Source organism: Gemmobacter sp. 24YEA27, assembly GCF_030052995.1.
Classification (GTDB): domain Bacteria; phylum Pseudomonadota; class Alphaproteobacteria; order Rhodobacterales; family Rhodobacteraceae; genus Pseudogemmobacter.
This window is the reverse complement of the sequence record NZ_JASJPW010000001.1, coordinates 639824-660825: the sequence shown is the minus strand read 5'-3', so window position 1 is coordinate 660825 and position 21002 is coordinate 639824. Positions and strand designations below refer to the sequence as shown.

Here is a 21002-nt window from a genome sequence, read left to right as displayed (position 1 = left end):
TCAGCCGGGCAGGAAGGGGCGGATCGCGACGCCTGCCGCGCTCAGCCGCAGGCGCAGATCGGTGGCAAGATCGACGGCGCCCGGCGTATCACCATGGATGCAGACGGACTGCGCATTGAGCGTAATCGGCGCCGCGCCTGCAACCGGCATCATCCCGCTGTCGAGGAACCCGATCAGGCGTTCGGCAATCTCGTCAGCGTCATGCAGCACGGCGCCGACCTGGCCGCGTGGCATCAGCTGGCCATTGGGCAGATAGGCGCGATCTGCGAAAATCTCGGAATAAACGGTAAGGCCGCGCGCGCGCGCTGTGCTTTCCAGCGCCGTCCCCGAGATCGCCAGCAATGCGAGGCTGCCCGGCAGCGCCGCAATCGCATCCGCGATGGCGCCTGCTACTACCGGATCCCCGGCGGCCAGGCCAGACAGCGCGCCATGGGGCTTGAGATAGCGGATCTCGGCCCCGGCCAGCGCGGCCAGACCCTGCAAAGCGGCGGTCTGGGCCACCACCATCCGGGTGATTTCGGCCGGCTGCATGGGGATCACCCTTCGGCCAAACCCCTCGCGGTCGGCATAGCCGGGATGGGCGCCGATCACGACATCCCGGGAAACCGCCAGCGACAGCGCGGTGAACATGGTCTCGGGATCACCGGCATGGCCGCCACAGGCCAGATTTGCCGAAGTCACAAGTTCAAGCATCCGGGCGTCCTCGCCCATCGTCCAGGGCCCATAGCCTTCGCCGAGATCGGAATTAAGGTCGATCTGCCCCATGTTCAGCCCTTTGCGAGGAAATGCTGCGCCATCGAGATCAGCTCTGCCACCGAGCGGATTTGCAGTTTTTCCAGGATCCGCGCCCGGTGGTGATCGACGGTGCGCGGGCTGATCCCGAGCCTCGCGCCGACCTCTTTGCTGGAGGTCTCGGACGGGTTTGACACCATATGGCTGACGATTTCCATCTCGCGGCTGGTAAGCCGGTCGAATTTCGCCCTGAGCCGCTCGGTCCCGGCGCGGGCGGCGTGATGTTCGGCAACCATCGCGAAAGCGGTCTCGATCCGTTCGATCAGCACAGACTGACGGAAGGGTTTCTCAAGAAAATCCAGCGCGCCCGCCTTAATCGCCTGCACCGATTCCGGCACGCCGCCATGGCCGGTGATGAAGATGATCGGCAGGGCATGGCCAGCCCTGGCCAGCCAGGCCTGCAATTCCAGCCCGTTCATCCCCGGCATCCCGTAATCGAGGATCAGGCAGCCGGGGGCCTCTCCGTCATAGCGGAGCAGGAAATCCGCCGCCGAGGCAAATGTCTCGACCCGGTAATCGCGTTTTTGCAGCGCACGGGCGAGTGAATTGCGGATCGCCTCGTCATCATCGACCAGAAAGACCGTCAGCCCGGCTACGGGGTCCTGCTGTGCAATCGACTGCTCTTTCATACCGCCTCCGCAGCTGTGTTCAGCGTGAAACAGAATCTTGCGCCCCGCGTGCCTGGCTTTTCATGCCAGAGCGTGCCGCCATTGGCCTCGATGATCGACCGGCAGATCGAGAGACCAAGGCCCATGCCTTCGGGTTTCGATGTGTCGAACTGGGTAAATAGCGTGATGGAGTCGCTGACGCCGGGCCCGGTATCCTCGACCGTCACGACCAGCATTTCGCGGCTGTCCTGCAGAAAAGGCCGCACGGTCACGGTCACCTGGCGGGTGTTTTCGCTGTCAGAAGCAATGGCTTCGATGGCGTTGCGCAAAAGATTGACCAGCACCTGCGCCACCTGGATCCGGTTGCCCAGAACTTGCGGCAGCACGCCGAGATCCTCGACAATCCGGACCCCGGAATCGCTGGCCTCGGCATGAACGAGGCGCAGCGTCTGGCCCAGAAGTTCAGCGAAATCAAAAGGCGTAAGCGCTCCTTCGTCCTTGCGGATAAAACCCCGCAACGCGCGGATGATATCCCCGGCGCGCAGAGACTGGCTTTCGATTTCGGTCAGAAGTTCGCGCAGTTCGGTGTCGGTCCATTTGCCCAGTTGCAGCGCCAGCAAGGCGGTATCGGCATTTTGCGAGATGGCGGTCAGCGGCTGGTTCAGCTCATGCGCGAGGCCGGCCGCCATTTGCCCCATCGTATTGCCGCGCGCCATATGGGAAAGGTCGCGGTTCAGCTGCTCGATCTTGGCGGCGCGGGCCTTTTCCTCGGTGACATCATCGACGGTCAACACGCCATGCAAGGGCTTGCCTGCCTCATCGCGGATGATGATCGAATTCAGCTTGACCCAGATCAGCGAGCCGTCACGCCGGAACCAGCGCATCTCGTGGCTGGCCTCGGCGCCGTTGGTGTCGAAGATCAGTGGGTCATCGGCGCAGGGATAGTTGGTGAGATCATCAGGATGCGCGACATCCGTCACCTTACGCCCGATCACCGCCTCGGGCGAGGGGGCGCCGACCAGTTCGGCGAACTTTGCATTGGCGCGGATGACCGAACCATCCACCGGAGAGATCTGCGCCATCGCGCGGGTGGAAAGCTCGAAGGTCTGGCCATATTCGCGCTCTGCTTCGCGGCGGGCCACGATTTGCTGCATCAGGGTGGAATTTGCCTTTTCCAGCTCTTTATAGGTGCGCGGCGGCGGTTTAGTGGGGTCGACTTCACCCTGAGAAATCAAGGCGTTGCGAACCGCAAAGGCGCGAACGGGGCGGTAGATGTAATCGGCCAGCAAAAGCCCGACGATGCCGGTGGTCGCGGCAACCAGCACCGCGATCCAGATATTCTGGGTCCGGTTGTCCTTAATCGAGGCCGTAAAGTCGCTCTCGGGCGCATATACGCCGATGGTCCAGGGCAATTTGCCACTGATCGTCGGCATGACGGTCGAGACATAGGATTCACCTTTATAGGTGAATTGCGAGGGGGTGAGCTGGGCGATCTTCAACTCGCCGCTGCGCGCCAGCGGCGCAAAGGCGGCGCGCGCGATGGGGTCGTCGATCTCGCTGATACTGGCGAAGCGCAACGAGCCATCCTCGGCAGTGATCCGCAACAGGTCCATATCCGGATGCGCGATAACATCTCCGTTCTTGTGTATAATCAGTGCCTTGCCTGAAGTGCCGATCTGCAGCCGCGACAGGAATTCCGAGATGCGATTGATCTCGATATCGACACCGACCACGCCCCAGATCGACCTGCGCGCGCCGCTGGCCCCCCGTTTACCTTTTACCGGCCGCAGCACCGGCGCCGCCAGGGTGATCCCCGGCTGTTGCGACGAGAAGAAGATATAGGGGTCGGTCCAGACCGTACCGAGACTGTTCTTTGCCAGGATGAACCAGGAGCGCGTACGTGGGTCATAGGGGTCGTCCGGGGTCAGCCGCCGCGCCATGATCGAAAAGTCATCCCGGCGCCAGATCAGCTCGATCCGACGGATGCCGTTTTCATTGGTGATCAGCTTGGTGCGGAACGGTCCTGCCTCATCTGGCGTGCGTGAGACCATGACGAAATTGCCATCCTCGCCGCCGAAATAGAGGCCGGCGAATTGCGGCGAGATCTGCAATTGCTGGAACAAAAGCTGTTCAAGCCGCGCCTGGTCATCGCTGGCAACCACCTGGTTCTGCGCCAGCCGCGCCGCGAGTTCGGCGGCACCCTGGGCGGGGTTCAGGAAGCCTTTGGAATGCTCGATCGCATTGGTGCCGACATCGCGCAACAGGTGGCGCGCATGGGCGATCAGCGCCTTTTCCGAGGTGAAATATGACGAGAACACCACTGCAAGAACAGCGATCAGCTGCAGCCCGGCAAGGCAGAGTGCCAGAAGGATCCGCAGCGAATACCGCATCATCGGCCTCCGCAGGCCAGGCGCGGATTGACGCCACGGAAGGCGGTCTCGGCGGGGCCGGGGCAGCATAGTGGTGACGCAATTCTCGGGCCTGATTGCAAAATTTCTGCCTGTTATTGCAAGCTTCCGGGGCTTGGCCGGATCCGGGGCAGGTTAGAGGCTACGGTCGGCGAATGCCAGTGGCCCTGTAAAAGGAAGTAGGCAGTTCTGCCTAGGCAACCACGCGAATTTAACTTTTACCGGACCCATGGAATAAATCTGTATGCCGGATCCGTAGAGTTCCAGTTTCAGACCACCGGCGGTCTGGGCCTTGGGCGGTCGTTGTGCACGAACGTTGCCAATGCGCTTAACGAGTTGACGTGTCAGTCAGTAACCTGTCAGGCCGCCGGTTGGTGGTTGCCGGTTCCCGGCAACGCGCCGGCGGACCAGTTGTCGGTGATCTCACCCCCGGAGTCCCCCTCGGCCTCGGGGGTGCTTTTGTTTTCGGGCCACTTCTCTCAGTTTGGCCGCCCGCCGCCCGCTTTGATTTTATCTGCGATTTTATGTAGATAGAGCCAGACGCATACCAAAATGGACCTGAAACCGCAGACCCTGCTCGCCACCGCCGATGAGGCGGGCGCGCTCCTGAGGGCACCTGGCAACCGACACCGGCTTTTGTTCCGCTGCCACCTGGTCGAGGGCGAGAAATCGGTCGGCCAGCTGGCCGGGTTCTGGGGCTCCGTTAGCCGGCTGAAACCGCGCGCCCGGAGTGCGGACGCGCAGGCTGTGGCGGATCAATCGCGCAGCAGATAGCCGAAATCACGCAGGCAGCCTGCCGAAAACAGCCGGTCGCGCTGCCCGAAGACGCGGGCAGCGGTGCCGCAGTCACGCGGCAGCTTTTCGCGCAGCCCCTGATTTCGAAGGCAATTTTCGGAATAACCGCTGTAGCCGCGGCGCCCGTCGATCTCCAGCGCGCAAACCCCGGGCAGGCGCAGGCGATGCGGCTTGTCCCAGCCGGGGCGCCCCCGCGTCTGCTGTCCACGTTCAGCACCTCTGGCAGAATGCCCGGACGGACCGGCTCGCTCAGCTGATCGGGATAGCGCTGCCAGGCGGCTTCTGCCTTAGCGCCGACGGGCATGAACATCGAAATGGCAAAAGCAAAGCCAATCAGACCGGCGGTGAGGCCGGGGCGTGCTGTTTTCCGCGGCTTGCCCGTCGCGCGGGCCTGGCCGAAATCGAAATCACCGGAATGCGACTGGTTGCTCTGCCGGGCCGGAGCCGCTTCTGTCCTGTGATGCTGCATGAATGCCTCCTTGGGTCTTGTTGCGCCACTGTCCGTCGCTGTCGGTGTCCTCGACCCCGATCTGAGTTCGGGAGGGCCGTCAGCGTCCTGCAGCGGATGACCCGACCTGGCTCGCAGTGGCCAGGTCGCGCAATAACGGCGCATGGCCAGGCCATAACAGCCGCCCCCGATGCGCGTGATATGGGATATCAGCGCCCTGAGACCTTGCTCGTTATTGTATATCCAGGCGGATTTCCGCAGATTGAGCGCAGAAATATAACGCCCCGTTAAGGGACGGGCAGTATTCCGACGATGGAGCCGGAGATGATCAGAACCATGCTTGCTGCCATATTGGCGCTGGCCCTTGCCGGGCCTGCGGCGGCTGATTGCTACGCAGATTACAAGGCCAAGAAAGATGACCCGTTGCAGCTCCACTATGGGGTGGCACAGGTTTCCGATGGCAATTGCTCTCCCGGCAAGGCCGGATCCGAGTTGAAACCCCGTCTTGCCGCCGGCGGCTGGACTTTGCTTAATGTCCTGTCCACTTTCGGGCCGGAGGGGCTGGATGAGAGGAAAGCGAATGCCGGGGCCTGGTTCCTTCGTTACTGACAGTCTGAAACAGGGCAACCGGGTTGTGACCTTCGGAATCGCCGGGATCGTGCTGATCCTGTTCGCGGCTGCCTTGCTCTTGTTCCTGAACCTGCCCGACGCCAATGCGTTCAATGCAAGGGTGGAGCGGATCTTTATCGAGAATGACGATCTGCGCAGCGGGGCCGAGATCCGGCTTCTTGAGATTCTGGCGGGGTCGGGAACCACTTTTTCCGAAGTTCTGACCAGCTATCGGATGGTGATTTTCGTGCTGCTGGTCTTTTCGTCTGCACTTCTGGTCGCGGCACTGGTTTTCCTTGTGATGATCATCGTGCTGAATAAGAAGATCGGCGCGATCCAGCGGTCAGGCATCCAGGTTTCATCGCTGATGATCTCGCGCGAGGCGCGCGCGGTCTATATCAACGACCTGGAATTCACCCTGACCGAGGCCGCGCTGGAGACGCTCTCTGTGCTGGCCGAGGCGCGGATGGATGATGAGGTGCTGACCGGGGTGCAGATCGAAGCGGTGATCTCGGGCCGGTCCGAGGCAGATTGCGAAGAGGCGGCAGGTGCCACGCGGGTCAAACGGCTCCGCGATGCGCTTGGCAATCAACTGGTGAGCGAGCTTCTGGTGAAGACCATTGCCCGGCGCGGTTATGTTTTGGCCGTTGGAAAGGAAACGATCCGTATGATCTGACCCGGGATTGTTGCCGTTTCCCGTGAGTTGGACCCAACAAATCACCTTGACGCCTTCTGGTTGTCTCAATCGGGCAGCAATCAGGAGGCGAACCCTGTCCAAAGATGCTGAAAATTGCCCGGAATGAAACGCTACCTGAACACGCTCCTCTCCTTCGTTTTTTTTACGCTTTTGGGCGGTGCGTTTCTGCTTGCCGCGCCGCGCTTCATCCCGGACTGGCAGCCAGCCACGGGACTGTCTCCGGTTCCTGGCCCCTCGGGCGGGGCGGATTTCACCGAAACCGTCAACGCGATGCTTGCCGCGCCACGTCAGGGTGCGGCGCCGGCCATCCCCGCCCCGGGCGTCAGCGAGCATATCCTTGAGGTTAATGGCGTAAGCCGGACATGGTACGGCTATGACGGGGCGAAATCCGGCCAGATCGCGCCTGTCGTGATCCTGTTCCACGGCTCGGGCCGCAACGGGCGCGATATGCTGGCGCCCTGGCAGGCGATTGCAAAAAGCGAGGGCCTGATGCTGATCGCACCGGATGCCGTCGACAGCCAGGCCTGGTCGGCCAGCCGCGATGGCGTCGAATTCCTTGAGGCGGTTCTTGCCGATGCCGCCGATCTCTATGCGCTAGATCGCAGCCGGATTTATCTTTTCGGACATTCGGCGGGTGCCAATATGGCGCTTGCGCTTTCCGTCCGGCCGCCTGCGGGTGTGCGGGCGGTCGTGGCGTATGCGGGGTCACTTTTTGCGACCAGTCTGCCGGAGAATCCGGTGACGGTCCGGATCTATGTCGGCGATCAGGATCGCCTGTTTCCGCTTACTGAGGTGCGGCGCTCGGCGCAGCTTCTGGCCTCTGCCGGGCATCCGACCGACCTGGTGGTGATTCCGGGTCACGATCATTGGTTCTACGACGCGGCGCCCGCCATTGCCGCCGATGCCTGGGCCTGGTTCGCGGCAAAGTGACAGCTTTCTGTCATCCCGCCGTCATGGACGGCGGGCTAAGCAGCACCGATGATGCTTGCATCAGAGGGCCTGCGGCCCTACATGGCCGTTCTGGCCGTGTGGCCGTTGGTTCTCTGCTGCAACCCGGGGGGATTCGATGATCCAGACGCCCTATTACCTGATCGATCGCGCCGCGCTGGCGCGGAATATGGCGATCATGGATGAGATTCGCAGCCTTTCGGGCGCGAAATGCCTGCTGGCACTGAAATGTTTTGCGACCTGGCCGGTGTTTGACCAGATGGCGCAGCATATGGATGGCACGACCTCTTCCTCGCTTTACGAGCTGCGGCTGGGGCGCGAGAAGTTCGGCAAAGAAACCCATGCCTATTCCGTGGGTTGGGCCGATCACGAGATTGAAGAGGCGGTGGGCTATGCCGACAAGATCATCTTCAACTCGATCAGCCAGATGGAGCGGTTCGACAATCAATCGGCCCAGATCCAGCGCGGGCTGCGCCTGAACCCACGGTTTTCGACGAGCGGCTTTGATCTTGCGGACCCGGCGCGGCCGTTTTCGCGGCTGGGTGAATGGGACCCGGCAAAGATCGAGCGGGTGATGGACCGGATCTCCGGCTTCATGATCCATTACAATTGCGAGAATCGCGATTTTGATCTGTTTGACCGCCAGCTCTCGCGGATCGAAGAAGAATTCGGCCCACTTTTGCGCCGTCTGAAATGGATCAGCCTGGGTGGCGGTATTCATTTTACCGGCGAAGGTTACCCGCTGAAAGCCCTGGCCGAGCGGCTGCGGGTCTTTCAGGACCGGTTCGGGGTCCAGGTGTTTCTTGAGCCGGGCGAAGCCTCGATCACCAACACGACCACGCTGGAAGTGACGGTGCTCGACGTGCTGAACAATGGCAAGGATCTCGCCATCGTGGATTCCTCGGTCGAGGCGCATATGCTCGACCTCTTGATCTACCGCGAAAGCGCCCGGATGGACGATACCGGGCCGCATCGCTTCATGGTTTGCGGCAAGAGCTGTCTCGCTGGCGATATTTATGGCGAGTATGGGTTCAAAGCGCCTTTGCAGATCGGCGACCGGATCTCGATCCCGGATGCCGCAGGCTATACCATGGTCAAGAAGAACTGGTTCAACGGCGTGAAAATGCCGTCCATCGTGGTGAAAGAGCTGGATGGCTCGCTCACCGTCGCACGCGAATTCGGCTATGCCGATTACCGGGACAGTCTCGGCTGAGGCCCAGACAGTCCCCCTTCCCCAGCACTCAAGAGGAGGCGGTTTCCCCATGAAACGCAACGTGTTGATCATTGGCGCCGGTGGCGTCGCTCAGGTGGTGGCGCATAAAGCGGCGCAGCTGAATGACCGCCTTGGGGAGCTGCATATCGCCAGCCGCACAAAGGCCAAGGCCGAGGCGATCATTGCCTCAGTCCATGAGAAAAGCGCGATGAAAGTGGCAGGTCGCTTTGACGCCCATTCGGTCGACGCGATGGACAGCAAGGCGGTGGCGGCACTGATCCGCGAGACTGGCTCTCAGATTGTCATCAATGTGGGCTCTCCCTTCGTGAATATGACGGTGCTGGACGCCTGTATCGAGACCGGCGTCGCTTATATTGATACCGCAATTCATGAAGATCCGACTAAGATCTGCGAGACGCCGCCCTGGTATGGCAATTATGAATGGAAAAAGCGCGAGGCCTGCAAAGCGGCGGGAGTGACGGCCGTTCTGGGCATCGGTTTCGACCCGGGCGTGGTTAACGTCTGGGCGCGTGCTGCGGCCGATATGATGGATAAGGTTACCGAGATCGACATCGTCGACATCAATGCCGGCTCGCATGGAAAGTATTTCGCGACCAATTTCGACCCTGAGATCAATTTCCGCGAATTCACCGGCACGGTCTATTCCTGGCAGGGCGGTGCCTGGCAGGAAAACCAGATGTTCGAGATCGGCAAGACCTGGGATCTGCCGGTCGTCGGCCCGCAAAAGGCCTATATGTCGGGCCATGACGAGGTCCACAGCCTTGCGGCAAACTATCCCCAGGCCGATGTGCGGTTCTGGATGGGCTTTGGCGACCATTACATCAACGTCTTTACCGTATTGAAAAACCTCGGGCTTTTGTCCGAGCAGCCGGTGAAGACCGCCGAAGGCCAGGAGGTCATCCCGCTGAAAGTGGTGAAGGCCGTGCTGCCCGATCCGGCAACCCTGGCGCCCGGCTATACCGGCAAGACGCTGATCGCCGATTTCGTCAAAGGCGAGAAAGACGGTCAGCCGGTCGAGGTGATGATCTACAACACCGCCGATCACAAGGAAGCCTTTGAAGAGGTTGGCAGCCAGGGCATCAGCTATACCGCAGGTGTTCCGCCGGTTGCGGCTGCGGTTCTGATTGCCGAGGGCCTCTGGGATGTCGGCACGATGGTTAATGCCGAAGAGCTGGATCCGAAGCCTTTTATCAATCTTCTTAACGAAATCGGCCTGCCGACGCGCATCATCGACAAGGATGGCGACCGGCTGCTCAGCTACTGACAGATAAAGAAAAACCCCCGCAAAGCGCCTGCTTCGCGGGGGTTTTTCTTATGCTTTGATCAGAAATCGAGGTTCTCGACCGTCAGCGCGTTTTGCTGGATGAACTCGCGACGCGGTTCCACCACATCGCCCATCAGCTTGGTGAAGATATCGTCGGCCTCGGCCACATCGTCGATCTTCACCTGCAGCAGCGTGCGGGCCTCGGGGTCCAGCGTGGTTTCCCACAGCTGTTCGGGGTTCATTTCGCCCAGACCCTTATAGCGTTGCAGCGAAAGGCCTTTCTCGCCTTCGGCGAGGATGGCTTTCAACAGATCGCCGGGCCCGTGGATCATCTGCTCGCGATCCTTGCGCACGAGGCGGGCCGGATTGCGATAGACATCGCGATGGGTGCCGGCGGATTGCGCCAGCCGGCGCGCTTCGCCCGAGCGCAGCACGGCCCCATCGAGCGTCCGCAGCTCTTCGACGCCGCGCAGAATACGCGACAGGCGGATGCCCTGGTCCTGGGTGATACGCCCCGACCAGCCACGCTCATATTCCAGCGCAACGAGGTCAAGCCGCCGCGCCACCTGATCTGCCACGGACTGGAGGTCACGATCTGCCGCGCCGGCCTCAAATGCCCCTGCCAGCGCTGCCTGTTCAAGGATCGGTCGCGGGTAGTGGGAGGGGAAGGCATCAAGGATCCGGCGGAACTGACGGGCGCCGTCAAGCACCCGTGCCAGATCGGCGCCGGCGATTTCCTCGCCCGTTGCCAGACGCAGGACAGCGCCTTCAAGTCCTTGTTCCACAAGATAATCATCCAGCGCGGCCTGGTCTTTCAGATAGACCTCGGACTTGCCACGCGCGACCTTATAAAGCGGCGGCTGCGCGATATAGAGATAGCCGCCCTCGATCAGCTCCGGCATCTGGCGGAAGAAGAAGGTCAGAAGAAGCGTCCGGATATGCGCACCGTCCACATCGGCATCGGTCATGATGACGACCTTGTGGTAGCGCAGTTTGGCGATGTTGAATTCGTCACGACCGATGCCGGTGCCAAGCGCCATCACCAGGTTGCCGATTTCCTGGCTGCCCAGCATCTTGTCAAACCGCGCCCGTTCGACGTTCAGGATCTTGCCGCGCAACGGCAGGATCGCCTGGTTCTTCCGGTCGCGCCCGGTCTGGGCCGACCCGCCTGCCGAGTCACCCTCGACGAGGAAGACTTCAGATTTCGACGGGTCTTTCTCGGTGCAGTCCTTCAGCTTGGCTGCGTTGAAATTCACATCCATCGCCGTTTTGCGCCGGGTCAGCTCGCGCGCTTTTCGCGCCGCTTCGCGGGCCAGAGCCGCTTCGAGGATCTTGCCAACGATCACCTTTGCAACGGCCGGGTTCTCTTCAAACCACTCGCTCAGCTTTTCATTCACCAGGTTCTCGACCGCAGGCCGCACCTCGGAAGAGACCAGCTTGTCCTTGGTCTGGCTGGAGAATTTCGGATCCGGCACTTTCACGGAAAGCACGCAGGTCAGGCCTTCACGCGCATCATCGCCGGTAAAGTCGATCTTTTCCTTCTTCGCGATGCCCGAAGACTGCGCGTAAGAGGTGATCGTCCGCGTCAGCGCGCCGCGGAAGCCCGCCATATGGGTGCCGCCATCGCGCTGCGGGATATTGTTGGTAAAGGGCAGGACGTTTTCGTGATAGGTGTCGTTCCACCACATCGCGACCTCGACGCCGATCCCGTTGCGTTCGCCGACGATATAGATCGGCTCGGCCATCACCGATTGTTTCGAGCGGTCGAGATATTTCACGAATTCCCGCACGCCACCGTCGTAATACAGCTCGACATGCTGCGGCTCGGCGGTTCGCAGATCATTCAGCTCGATCCGGACACCCGAATTCAGAAAGGCCAGTTCGCGCAGCCGGTGCTCCAGCGTTTTGAAGCTGTATTCGAGGTTGGAAAACGTCCCATCCGGGCGATTGACCTTGGCCGAGGCGAGAAACCGCACCTGAGTGCCACGTTTGCCGGGCGCCGGGCCCGCCTCATAGACATGCGTGGTGCATTCGCCGAATTCGAACCGGCCCTTATATTCCTTGTCGTCGCGCCAGACGGTCAGGTCGAGCCATTCCGACAGCGCGTTCACCACAGAAACGCCGACCCCGTGCAGGCCGCCCGAGACCTTATAGGCATTGCCGCTGTCATCTGTATTGTTGAATTTCCCGCCGGCATGAAGCTGGGTCATGATGACCTCGGCTGCCGAAACGCCTTCTTCTGCGTGGATGCCGACCGGGATGCCGCGCCCATTGTCGCGCACCGAGACGGAGTCGTCTTCGTGGATCGTCACCACCACTTCGGTGGCGTGACCGGCCAGCGCCTCGTCAATGCCGTTATCGACGACCTCATAGACCATGTGATGCAGGCCCGAGCCGTCATCGGTATCGCCGATATACATGCCGGGCCGCTTGCGAACTGCTTCCAACCCTTTGAGAACTTTGATGGAATCGGCACCGTATTCGGTGGTCTTACGGGCTTCGTCAGCCATACTCTCGTAACCCCTCAGATTGCTCGCGAGTTATAGCGGTTCAGGCCGGGAATGTCACGCATATGCCACAAGATTTTGTAGTCAGAGAAAGGGGATAAGCAGGGCTACGAGGATCAGCATAACCCCAGCCGCGATGTTGAGCCGCCGCAGCGCGGACGGGCTTTGCAACAGCGCCCGCGCCCGGTCGAGAAACAGCGCGAGGGCAAGATTTCCGAGCATCGGCACGAAGGCGGAAATCGAGATGATCGCCAGTATGTCCCAGCGGTTCAGCTGATCAAGCGAGAAGAACCCTGGCAGCGCCCCCATATAAAACAGGATCGCCTTGGGGTTGCCGATCACCGCCGCAAGGCCGACGGTAAAGCCTGCGATCAGCCCGGGCCGCGTGAGCCGGCTGTCGGCGGTAACGGCACCGCCGGGCGCGCGCAGCAGCATGATCCCCATCAGGAGGAAAATCGCCGCCGCCAGCCAGCGCAGGATCTCGAGAAACCCGCCATATTGGCTGAGGATCCAGCTCATCCCCATGATTGCGGCGAAGGGCCAGGCCAGATCGCCAAGCGCCACCCCCACCGCCAGCGGCCAGGCCGCCGCAAAGCCACCCGAAAGCGCCCGCGCAAGCAATGCGACCCAGACCGGCCCCGGCACCGCCCAAAGCGCTGCCATCGCGCCGGCATAAACCAGCAATTGCCACAGGGTCACGGTCATGGGGTCATTCCGGCAAGGTCAGGCTGCCATCGGCATTCAGCGGCCAGAAGGGGTTCATCGCCACTTCCCAGACATGGCCATCCGCATCGGCCCAATAGCCGGAATAGCCGCCCCAGAACACACCTTCAGGCGCTTTCAGCGCGGTAGCACCGGCCGCCAGCGCCGCAGCATAGGCCGCATCAACTTCGGCCTCTGTGGCGAAATTCTGCGCCAGCGTCACCGCGCCGCTGCCAAGCGCGGCGCCGGGCCGCCCCTGATCTGCGGCCAGCGCCTCGCGCCCGAACAAGGCCAGCGCCAGACCGTTGATCTGGAAGAAGGCAACCCCCTCCTGGCTCTCACCATGTTCCTGCCAGCCCAGCCGCGCATAAAAGGCGCGCGCGGCGGTCAGATCGGCCACGCCGAGGGTGATCAGGGTAACGCGCTGCGGGGTCATTGGGTCACTCCTGACTGGTTGCCATCTGCGGCGACAACCTGTGTCTGCGCCCTTCCGCCAAGGCTGTCAAACAGGGATGCATCCGTCCCGGTCATCAGTGCCTGGGCGCCAAGCGCACAGATCTCGTCATAAAGTGCCGCCCGCCGGCCCGGGTCGAGATGCGCCGCCACCTCATCCAGCAGCAAAACCGGCGCGAAACCGGTCTCGGCCGCCAGAGCGCGCGCATTGGCAAGGATCAGCGAGATCAGAAGCGCCTTCTGCTCGCCGGTAGAGCACATCGCGACCGGCACGCCCTTGTCGCTGTAGACCGCCTCGAGATCGGCACGATGCGGCCCGATCAGCGCCCGGCCTGCCGCCATATCACGCCGCCGGCCCAAAGCCAGGGCGGCGGCAAGATTGCCCTTGTCATCTTCCGGGTGGCTCAGGCTGAGATCGGCACGGGGAAAGGCCGAAACCGCCCCGGCCTGGGCCGCTTTGATCCGCTCCAGCACCGCGCTCCGGTTGGCGGCGATGATCGCGCCGGTCTCGGCCATCCGCGCCTCAAGCGCGGAATACCAGTGCGGGTCACTGACGTCGTCGCGAAACAGGCGGTTGCGCTGCCGCATCGCCTTTTCATAGGCCAGCGTGGCCTCGGCATGGTCGGGAAAAAACGACAAAGCCATGCGGTCGAGGAATTTGCGCCGCCCCTCGGCGCCTTCCAGCCAGAGCCGGTCCATCGCCGGCACGAGCCACAGAACCCGCATCACCTGACCAAGCGCCAGCTGGGTCGTGGCCTTGTCATCAAGCCGGACCTGCCGCGTTCCGCCCGGTTCGGCCCAGGTTTCCAGCCGGTGCAACCCGCCCGGGCCCGATACATCCGCAGTGATTTTCCAGCCGATTGCTTCGGGCCGGCGGATGAATTCCTCAGACGTCGCCCCACGCAAACCGCGCCCCGGCGACAGAAGCGACACCGCTTCCAGAATATTGGTCTTTCCGGCGCCATTCGCCCCGGAAATCGCCACCGGTCTTCCGTCAAATTCCAGCCGCAAAGCCTGGTGGCTGCGAAAATGCGACAGGCTCAGCGCAGTGACCCAAAGCCCGCTCATTTTCTGTCCCTAAATATCCCGGGGGTGTGGGGGCTGGCCCCCACTTTGCGGCCCGAAATCAGACGCGCATCGGCATCACGACATAGACTGCCGATGTGTCATTGCCCTCGCGCATCAGCGTCGGATCACCTGAAGAATTGAACAGGAAAACCGCATTCTCACGATCCACCTGGCTGGCGATCTCCAGCAGGTATTTCGCGTTGAAGCCGATTTCCAGCCGCTCATCGGCATAGGCAACGGCGAGCTCTTCCTCAGCTGCACCGCTGTCCGGCGCATTGACCGAAAGCACCAGCCGATCCTCGTCAAGCGACAGCTTCACCGCGCGCGAGCGCTCTGACGACACGGTCGCCACCCGGTCAACCGCTTTGGCGAACTCGCTGGCGTCGACCTCAAGCCGGCGGGTGTTATGCTGCGGGATCACGCGGGTATAATCCGGGAAAGTGCCGTCGATCACTTTCGAGGTCAGCGTGATTGCCGGGGTCGCGAAGCGGATCTTGGTCTCGGAAACCGAAACCGCGATTTTCGCCTCATCATCATCAAGCAGCTTGCGCAGCTCGTTGACGGTTTTGCGCGGCACGATCACGCCTGCCATCTCTTCGGCGCCCGCCGGCAGCGGCGCATCGATCCGTGCAAGGCGGTGACCATCGGTCGCTACCGCGCGCAAGACCGGGCCATCATCGCCGGTCGAGACATGCAGATAAACGCCGTTCAGATAATAGCGTGTCTCTTCGGTCGAAATCGCGAATTTCGCCTTGTCGAACAGCCGGCGCAGATCGGTGGCTGGGGCCGAAAAATTCGTGCTGTATTCCGATGACGCCATCACCGGGAAATCTTCTTTCGGCAGCGTCGCCAGGCTGAAAGTCGAGCGCCCTGCCGTGATGGTCAGCCGCCCCGAGGCGCCATCCTCTGACAGGTTGACCAGCGCGCCATCCGGCAGTTTCCGCACGATCTCATGCAGCATGACCGCCGAGACCGTGGTTGCTCCGGCGCGTTCGACCATTGCATCGGTCCGGTCGACCACCTCGATATCCAGATCGGTCGCGCGGAAGGACACCTGGGCGCCTTCAGCCTCGATCAGCACATTGGCAAGGATCGGGATCGTATTACGCCGCTCGACAACGGATTGAGCCTGAGCCAGCGCCTTAAGAAGCGATGCGCGTTCGATCGAGAGTTTCATTCGTCCAAATCCTCTTGCCCGCATTCAGGGCGCACGAAGCGAGCCGGGAAGCCCGGTTGCCTGTTTTGCCCGACTTTGCGAAGCTTTGCCAGTCTCGTCAAGACCGAGCCGTATCCATCTGGCGCAACCCGGAGTTTTTAAAAACTCCGGGCCGATTTCTTGCAAGAAATCGGGCGGTCAGCCCTGCAACAGCCGCTTGAGCAACTGGATGTCATCAGCAAGCTGGCTGTCGAGCGCCGCCAGTTCCTCGATCTTCCGCACGCCATGCATGATTGTTGTATGGTCACGTCCGCCGAAACGGCGGCCAATTTCCGGCAAAGAGCGCGAAGTCAGCTGTTTTGACAGATACATTGCCACCTGACGAGGTCGCGCGATGGTGCGCAGGCGCTTTGGCCCGATCATATCCGAGAGCCTGATATTATAGTGCTCGGCGACCTTGCGCTGGATCTCCTCGATCGACAGTTTGCGATCCGAGGCGCGCAGAATGTCGGCGAGACAGTCCTGCGCCAGTTCCAGGGTGATTTCACGCCCAACCAGCGAGGCGAAGGCGTAAAGTCGGGTCAGCGCGCCTTCCAGCACCCGAACATTGGTCGTGATACGATGCGCGAGGAACTCCAGCACGCCATGGCTGATCGCGAGCCCGCCATATTGGCCACGGTAGAATTCGGCTTTCTGCTGCAGAATACCGAGGCGCAGTTCGTAATCGGTCGGATGCAGGTCAACCACCAGGCCGCATTGCAGCCGTGATTTGATCCGGTCTTCCAGATCTTTGATCTCGCCAGGCGCGCGGTCGGCCGAGATGATGATCTGCTTATTCTGATCTACCAGCGCGTTGAACGTATGGAAGAACTCCTCCTGGGTGGAATCCTTGCCGGCGATGAATTGCACATCATCCACCATCAGCACATCCACCGAGCGGAACAGCGATTTGAAATCCATCACCTGTTTGTCGCGCAGCGCCTGGATGAAGCGATACATGAACTGCTCGGCCGAAAGATAGAGCACCTTCAGATCGGGCTTCTGCTCGCGCAGCTCATGCGCGATGGCATGCATCAGGTGGGTTTTGCCGAGACCAACGCCGCCATAAAGAAAAAGCGGATTGAAGGTGACCGGTCCGCCTTCGGCCACGCGGCGCGCGGCGGCATGGGCAAGCTCGTTCGGCTTGCCGACCACGAAACTTTCAAAGGTGAAGCGACCATCCAGCGGGGCACCCGGCAGATCATCGTCCTGGGGCGCACGGCTGCGGGTCTGTGGTGCAGCAGGGGCTGTGACAGCCGGTCTGGCGCTCGCCGCACGCTCGGCAGACGCGGTCGCGGCAGGGCGCGGGGCTTCAGTGCCGACGAGGAATTCAAGCCGCTCAACCAGAGCGCCAGAGGTCAGCAGCTGATTGCGGATATGGTCGCCATAGTTGCGTTGCACCCAGTCTCCGAAAAACGGAGTGGGGACCTCGAACAGCGCTACACCGCCCTCCAGCTGTGACAGCCGCAGGGGTTCGATCCAGGTTGTATAATTATTTCGTCCGACCCGGCTGATGAGACCTTCGCGGATCTGCCCCCAAGTTTCATTCGTCATTCTAACCAGACCTGCCCAATCAACTCACCGTTCCGCCCGATGCGGCACGGTCGAATTCGCGAGACCCGACCTTTTGACCACCGCGCCGGAAAGGCTGCGAAGGTCAGAGGGTCATCCTCCGCCGCAGGGCAAAACATAAGACATGCCGGGCAGACCTGCTGCACCGGCCGGGCACCAGACAAAAGCCAGAGTTTTGGCTCTATCCGGTTGAACACAAACCGAAATCCCCGATCTTGTTGGCTGGCAGCCCAAAGTGTCGGTTGTGATATCAGGTTTGCGACATTTCCCTGTCCCCCAGGACGAAGTGAATCGCCTGGCAAAGGTAACAAGCCGCGAGCGCGCTCTGCAACTGAACAACTCGCTTGACACAGAGTCCGTCGGGGCGAATCCTGAAGAGGCGGCAGAAGCGCTACGTTCTCTGGCTGTCAGAGGCCATGTCAGCAGCAAAATCCCGCCCGAAATCCGACAGTGTGGATATTTTTCCCGCGCGGGATTGACCCCCCATACGGCGCCTGGGGAATCGCTTTATTAACGTGGCATGAAGAGGGCTTCGCGCCGCGCCTGCGCTGGATTGGTGCCGGCCTGGCTTCGGGCCGGGAGACAGGGCACAAAACCGGGAACGGAAAAGGGCGCGATCCCTGCGGATCGCGCCCTCAAATTCCCCGATACGCCGGGACGGTGAACCGAATTCAGGCGGTTGCGCCGGTGGTTTTCACGCGGGCCGAGAGACGCGACATTTTACGCGCGACGGTGTTCTTGTGCAGAACGCCCTTGGTCACGCCACGTGCCAGCTCGGGCTGAGCGGCTTTCAGAGCGGCGGCTGCAGCAGCCTGGTCGCCCGAAGCGATGGCTTCTTCAACTTTGCGCAGGAAGGTGCGGATGCGCGAGCGGCGGGCTTTATTCACGTCATAGCGTGCTTCGGCCTGGCGGGCGCGTTTTTTCGACTGGGCGGTATTTGCCATGGGCTTTGTCCTTCGGATATCAAACTTTAAATGCACGAAACCCGATGGCCCCGCCCATATGGCCAAAACTGGCCCGGAGGACGGGAATCACAAATGCCTAAGCGGGCCCACGCGCATGTCTGACGGGGCCTATACGCGAAAGGCCCCGGCTTTGCAAACGGGAATCAGCGGTCGCGGAACTGCGGCTGACGCTTTTCCAGGAAGGCGGCCATGCCCTCTTTCTGGTCTTCGGTCGCGAAGGCGGCATGGAACATGCGGCGCTCGAACAGGAGCCCTTCGGAAAGGCTGGTCTCTTCGGCGCGGTTCACGGTTTCTTTCACGATCATCGCGGTGATCATCGACTTTTCGGAAATCTTTGCCGCAATTTTCAGCGCCTCTTCCAGCAGGGCTTTCGCCGGGAAGATGCGGCTCACAAGGCCCGAACGCTCCGCCTCGGCAGCCTCCATGAAGCGCCCGGTCAGATGCATATCCATTGATTTCGACTTGCCCACGAGGCGCGTCAGACGCTGGGTGCCGCCCATACCGGCGCAGATGCCCAGATTGATCTCGGGCTGGCCGAACTTCGCGGTATCCGCGGCGATGATGAAATCGCACAGCATCGCCAGCTCGCAGCCGCCGCCCAGGCAATAGCCCGACACGGCCGCGATGACAGGGGTGCGGCAGCGCATGATCGCCTCGGCTTCGGGGCCGAAGAGATTGTCGAAAAACACGTCGGTAAAACCCCTGGACGCCATCTCTTTCACATCTGCGCCGGCCGCGAAGGCCTTTTCGCTGCCGGTGATCACGATGCAGCGCACCTTGTCATTCTTGTCTGCGGCGGTGACCGCCTGCGCCAGTTCTCTCATCAGCTGCGAATTCAGCGCGTTCAGCGCATCGGGGCGGTTGAGACGGATGAGGCAGGTATAATCCTCGATCTCGACGATCAGGGTTTCATAGGCCATCGCGGGGTCTCCGGTTAACAGGTCCGTGACTCCTGCCACCTGAGGGTCAGGAAGGCAAGCTGAGCCCTTATCTCTGGCAGTCCGGACAGAAGAAGGACGATCTGCCTGCCTGCACGATCCGCGCAATGCTGCCTTTGCAGCCTGGCGTGGTGCAGGCGTCGCCCTCGCGGCCATAGACGCGGAAACTGTGCTGGAAATAGCCAAGCTCGCCATCTGCCTGGCGATAATCTTTCAGCGAGGATCCCCCGGCATCGATCGCCTCTGACAGCACTTCCCGGATCAGCGGCACAAGGCCCTGGGCCTCATTGCCGGTCAGATCGCCAGCAAGCCGGTCGGGGGCGATACCGGCGCGGAACAACACCTCACAGACATAGATATTGCCCAGACCCGCGACGATCCGCTGATCCAGCAGCGCCGATTTCACCGGCGTCTTCCGCCCCGCAAGCCGCGCCGCCAGATAATCGCCGTCAAACGCATTTCCCAGCGGCTCCGGCCCGATCACCGCGAGGAGCGGATGCGCCTCGGCACTCACGGTGTCCAGAAGATCCATCGCGCCAAAGCGGCGGGGGTCGTTGAAGGTCACGCGGGCACCACCCTCCATATCAAAGACGACATGGTCATGTTTCGCGGGTGCCGGGTGTTCATGGTGAAAACCGCCAATCTGGGCACCCGAAATCAGCATACGCCCCGACATGCCAAGATGGATCAGCAGCGTCTCGCCGGTTGAAAGATCCGCAAGGATGTATTTTGACCGCCGCCGCAGCGCGTTGATGCGGGCGCCGGTCAGCCGTTCTGCCATGCGCGGCGGAAAGGGCCAGCGCAGATCGGGGCGGTTCACCTGCGCGGCGAGGATCTGCTGCCCGTCCATCACCGGCTCAAGCCCGCGGCGCACAGTTTCCACTTCGGGCAGTTCCGGCATGATCATCTTCCTCTGGATTCGCATGGGAACCTAAGCGCAAGACCGCCCCGGTCCAAGAGGCTGCGCGGTTTGACTGGTTTCCCTTTGCGCTCTTGCGGTATATCCCCGGTGCAGAGCCGTTATCCGCGGCACAATCCGGGCGAAAACCATGTCAGATCAGGACAAAACCACTCATTTCGGCTTTCGCGACGTGCGGGAGGAAGAAAAAGCGGGCCTGGTCCATGGCGTGTTTTCCTCGGTCGCCTCAAAATATGATGTCATGAATGACCTGATGTCGGTCGGTATCCATCGGATCTGGAAGGATGCGATGATGGACTGGCTGGCGCCAAGGCCCGGGACCCGGCTGCTGGATGTCGCGGGCGGCACCGGCGATGTGGCCTTTCGCTATCTGAAGCGCGCGCCGGGCGCATCTGCCGTGGTCTGCGACATGACCGAGAACATGCTGATCGCCGGGCGCACCCGTGCCGAGGCCGCCAGCATGGCCGATCAACTCGATTGGGTGGTCGGCGATGCGATGGCGCTGCCTTTTGCGTCGAACAGCTTTGACACCTATACGATCAGTTTCGGCATCCGGAATGTGACGCGGGTCCAGGACGCTTTGTCCGAGGCTTACCGCGTGCTGCGCCCCGGCGGGCGGCTCATGGTGCTGGAATTCAGCCAGATCCCGAATGATCTGATGCAAAAGGTTTACGACCTTTATTCGTTCAACATCATCCCGCCGATGGGCCAGATGGTGACGGGCGACCGCGATTCATATCAATATCTGGTGGAATCGATCCGCAAATTCCCCGAACAAGAGGTCTTTGCCGAAATGATCCGCAAGGCCGGGTTCGATCTGGTGAAATATCGCAACCTCTCGCTCGGGATTGCGGCGCTGCATTCCGGCTGGAAGGTCTGA

The 21002-nt window shown here is 61.5% G+C and carries 19 protein-coding genes; 7 read left to right on the top strand and 12 right to left on the bottom strand.

The genetic code is table 11. The annotated features are described in order from the left end of the window. Genes QNO18_RS03310 through QNO18_RS03300 form a run of 3 tightly spaced genes read right to left on the bottom strand, consistent with a single transcriptional unit; the run spans position 1 to position 3790 of the window. A complete protein-coding gene (locus QNO18_RS03310) occupies positions 1-765 on the bottom strand; it encodes a 5-oxoprolinase subunit PxpA (protein WP_283176516.1) in 765 nt (254 codons plus the stop codon). Positions 766-767: 2 nt separating this feature from the next. Beyond that, positions 768-1421: a response regulator gene (locus tag QNO18_RS03305; protein ID WP_283176515.1), complete on the bottom strand. Its 654-nt coding sequence runs from the start codon at positions 1419-1421 to the stop codon at positions 768-770. Further along, positions 1418-3790: a cache domain-containing protein gene (locus QNO18_RS03300; RefSeq protein ID WP_283176514.1), complete on the bottom strand. Its 2373-nt coding sequence runs from the start codon at positions 3788-3790 to the stop codon at positions 1418-1420. The genes QNO18_RS03305 and QNO18_RS03300 overlap by 4 nt, the downstream gene beginning before the upstream one ends. A 570-nt stretch (positions 3791-4360) precedes the next feature. On the opposite strand from QNO18_RS03300, the gene QNO18_RS03295 reads away from it, so the two are divergent. The 6 genes from QNO18_RS03295 to QNO18_RS03270 all read left to right on the top strand — a co-directional run bounded on the left by QNO18_RS03295 (position 4361) and on the right by QNO18_RS03270 (position 9803). Then, entirely contained in the window at positions 4361-4582 is a 222-nt protein-coding gene (locus tag QNO18_RS03295) for a hypothetical protein (protein WP_283176513.1), read from the top strand. Between the two features lie 793 nt (positions 4583-5375). Beyond that, positions 5376-5660 (top strand): hypothetical protein, encoded by a 285-nt coding sequence (locus tag QNO18_RS03290; RefSeq protein ID WP_283176512.1) that lies wholly within the window; start codon positions 5376-5378, stop codon positions 5658-5660. Continuing rightward, positions 5632-6336 (top strand): response regulator transcription factor, encoded by a 705-nt coding sequence (locus tag QNO18_RS03285; protein ID WP_092900198.1) that lies wholly within the window; start codon positions 5632-5634, stop codon positions 6334-6336. Before QNO18_RS03290 ends, QNO18_RS03285 begins: the two co-directional genes overlap by 29 nt. Positions 6337-6459: 123 nt before the next feature. Next, on the top strand, positions 6460-7287 hold the full coding sequence (locus tag QNO18_RS03280) for an alpha/beta hydrolase fold domain-containing protein (protein ID WP_283176511.1): 828 nt from the start codon (positions 6460-6462) through the stop codon (positions 7285-7287). Positions 7288-7423: 136 nt separating this feature from the next. Next, positions 7424-8518 (top strand): carboxynorspermidine decarboxylase, encoded by a 1095-nt coding sequence (locus tag QNO18_RS03275; RefSeq protein ID WP_283176510.1) that lies wholly within the window; start codon positions 7424-7426, stop codon positions 8516-8518. Between the two features lie 49 nt (positions 8519-8567). Continuing rightward, on the top strand, positions 8568-9803 hold the full coding sequence (locus QNO18_RS03270) for a saccharopine dehydrogenase family protein (protein WP_283176509.1): 1236 nt from the start codon (positions 8568-8570) through the stop codon (positions 9801-9803). Positions 9804-9862: 59 nt separating this feature from the next. On the opposite strand, the gene gyrB is transcribed toward QNO18_RS03270, so the two are convergent. From gyrB to mutM, 9 genes are all read right to left on the bottom strand, one after another. Then, positions 9863-12313, bottom strand: a complete 2451-nt coding sequence (gyrB, locus tag QNO18_RS03265; protein WP_283176508.1) for a DNA topoisomerase (ATP-hydrolyzing) subunit B — start codon at positions 12311-12313, stop codon at positions 9863-9865. 81 nt (positions 12314-12394) lie between these two features. Beyond that, the gene (locus tag QNO18_RS03260; protein ID WP_198835307.1) at positions 12395-13015 is read right to left on the bottom strand and encodes a LysE family translocator; all 621 of its coding nucleotides are present in this window, start codon (positions 13013-13015) and stop codon (positions 12395-12397) included. Between the two features lie 4 nt (positions 13016-13019). After that, the gene (locus QNO18_RS03255; protein ID WP_283176507.1) at positions 13020-13448 is read right to left on the bottom strand and encodes a VOC family protein; all 429 of its coding nucleotides are present in this window, start codon (positions 13446-13448) and stop codon (positions 13020-13022) included. After that, complete coding sequence (recF, locus tag QNO18_RS03250) at positions 13445-14533, bottom strand: DNA replication/repair protein RecF (protein WP_283176506.1); 1089 nt, start codon at positions 14531-14533, stop codon at positions 13445-13447. The genes QNO18_RS03255 and recF overlap by 4 nt, the downstream gene beginning before the upstream one ends. Before the next feature lie 58 nt (positions 14534-14591). Then, on the bottom strand, positions 14592-15710 hold the full coding sequence (gene dnaN / locus QNO18_RS03245; protein WP_092900182.1) for a DNA polymerase III subunit beta: 1119 nt from the start codon (positions 15708-15710) through the stop codon (positions 14592-14594). 177 nt (positions 15711-15887) lie between these two features. After that, complete coding sequence (dnaA, locus tag QNO18_RS03240; protein WP_283176505.1) at positions 15888-17282, bottom strand: chromosomal replication initiator protein DnaA; 1395 nt, start codon at positions 17280-17282, stop codon at positions 15888-15890. A 689-nt stretch (positions 17283-17971) separates the two neighbouring features. Then, positions 17972-18244 (bottom strand): 30S ribosomal protein S20, encoded by a 273-nt coding sequence (gene rpsT / locus QNO18_RS03235; RefSeq protein WP_283176504.1) that lies wholly within the window; start codon positions 18242-18244, stop codon positions 17972-17974. A 164-nt stretch (positions 18245-18408) separates the two neighbouring features. Continuing rightward, the gene (locus tag QNO18_RS03230) at positions 18409-19185 is read right to left on the bottom strand and encodes an enoyl-CoA hydratase (RefSeq protein ID WP_283176503.1); all 777 of its coding nucleotides are present in this window, start codon (positions 19183-19185) and stop codon (positions 18409-18411) included. A 67-nt stretch (positions 19186-19252) separates the two neighbouring features. Beyond that, positions 19253-20104 carry a bifunctional DNA-formamidopyrimidine glycosylase/DNA-(apurinic or apyrimidinic site) lyase gene (mutM, locus tag QNO18_RS03225; RefSeq protein ID WP_283176502.1) on the bottom strand — a complete coding sequence of 284 codons (852 nt, stop codon included), beginning with the start codon at positions 20102-20104 and terminating at the stop codon, positions 19253-19255. 148 nt (positions 20105-20252) lie between these two features. Here mutM and ubiE point away from each other — a divergent pair, with 148 nt between their 5' ends. Beyond that, positions 20253-21002, top strand: coding sequence for a bifunctional demethylmenaquinone methyltransferase/2-methoxy-6-polyprenyl-1,4-benzoquinol methylase UbiE (gene ubiE, locus QNO18_RS03220; RefSeq protein ID WP_283176501.1), 750 nt, complete (start codon positions 20253-20255; stop codon positions 21000-21002).